The 1776-nt window shown below is 60.4% G+C and carries 1 protein-coding gene; it reads left to right on the top strand.

The window, feature by feature from the left end; all coding sequences use genetic code 11:
* Positions 1 to 1776 (top strand): DUF4962 domain-containing protein (locus AC0V2Y_RS28500; protein WP_475418469.1); only part of this gene is annotated, 1776 nt, incomplete at both ends.

A 1776-nucleotide genomic window follows, 5' to 3' on the forward strand; every position in this document is an offset into this window, starting at 1 on the left:
GCCACGCAGCTTTACCATCGACAGTTCTGCGCAACTATTCGAAGTGCCAGAAAACGATGCCATCAAGGCCCGCCTGCTCGCCCATGCGCGACCACGCCAGCAAGCGCCCGACTTCCTGCCGCAGGCATCCTGGTCGAGCGCCATGCAGGCTGCACGGGGGCCGGCGGTTGCCCGGCTGAGTCTGCAGGTGAGCAATCAGATAGAAGGGCAGGTGGCCAGCCTGACCGCACCGACCGATGCACAGTGGCCGCTGACGTCGACCACGCCAACGGCGGCGCGTACCGCCTATATCGCGCAAATTACGCGTTCGATCGGCAATACGACCAACCAGGCCTTGGGCGCAGCCCTGTTGTACCGGATCACGGGAGAGTCCAAGTATCTGCAGGAAGCGTTGACGCGCGGCGATCAGCTGGCGGCGCTCGACCCTGACGGCATGACCAGTTATGTCAATCACGACATTGCCACGCGCAGCATCATGCTGGCACTGGCCAAGGTGTCGGATTTGATTGCGCCACAGCTGAACAAGGATGCGGCGCGCAAGGCGCGCTGGATGGCGGCGATCAGCGCCAGGGTTGCCCCGATGTATGCCGACCTTACCCGCGACAACTACCGTCTCGACGATGAACCGTACGATTCCCACGGCACGGTGGCGATGGGCTACCTGGCCGTTATCTCTGCCCTGACGATGGGCGATATCCCTGCGGCCACGACCTGGTTCGATTTTGCATTCCGCTCCTACGTCAATTCGATCTATGTCTGGAGCGGCCCGGAAGGCGGTTATTCGAATGGCACCTCCTATGCGATGTTCAGCACCGATTATGCATTGCAGTTGTGGCAGCCACTGATCGAGTCGACGGGGGTGAATATCTTCGACAAGCCCTGGGCCAAAGGGTTCTCGCGTTACCTGATGCATTTCCTGCCGCCGGGCGCCCCTGGTCAGGTTTTTGGCGACCAGAGTGAGGGCGATATTTACAACTTTGTGTTGAAGGGTTTTTCCGCGCGCATCAAGTCGCCGAATGCCGCGTGGTATGTCAAGAATATCGTCGGCGAGGAAGCGGACCTGACCTTGCTGCAGGCGCCATTTCCTCTCCCTGTCGATACCGTCAAGGAAGCGCCGGTTCCGCCACCGAACGCGGCTTTGTACCCGAGCATCGGCTGGGTTGCCATGCATAGCAATCTGGCGGACAGGGCACGTACTTCCGTGTATTTCAAGTCCAGCCCCTACGGTTCCTATAACCATAGCCATGGCGATCAGAACTCGCTCGTCATCGACAGCGGCGGACGCCGCCTGCTGATCGAGTCCGGTTATGAGGACTATTACTATTCGCCGCTGGTGCTGTCATGGTATCGCCAGACCAAGTCGCACAATGCGATTACCTTCAATGGCGGTATCGGTCAGGTCATCGACAAGAATACGCAAAACCTCGCCATGAATGGCAAGATCACGGCGTTTTCGACCACGCCGACACTCGATTATGCGGCTGGCGATGCCACGTTGTCGTATGGCGGAGCGCTCAGCTCGGCCGTGCGCAAGGTCTGGTATCTGCGCGGGCAGGATGCGGTCGTCGTTGTCGACAGGCTGGCGGCGCCGGGCCCGCTGTCGTTCGAATGGAATCTGCATGCGGGTGGGCCGATTCTCCGGGAAAGCGCCACGGCGGTGAAGATCACCAAGGTGGATCGTACCTTGTGCGTCAGTTCGCTCGGGAAGGAAGGCAATGCTTATCAGCTGCGCTCGGGCCCGCCGCCCAAACCGGGCACGACGGAAGACCATGGTGC

It is taken from the genome of Janthinobacterium sp. BHSEK (genome assembly GCF_056174685.1).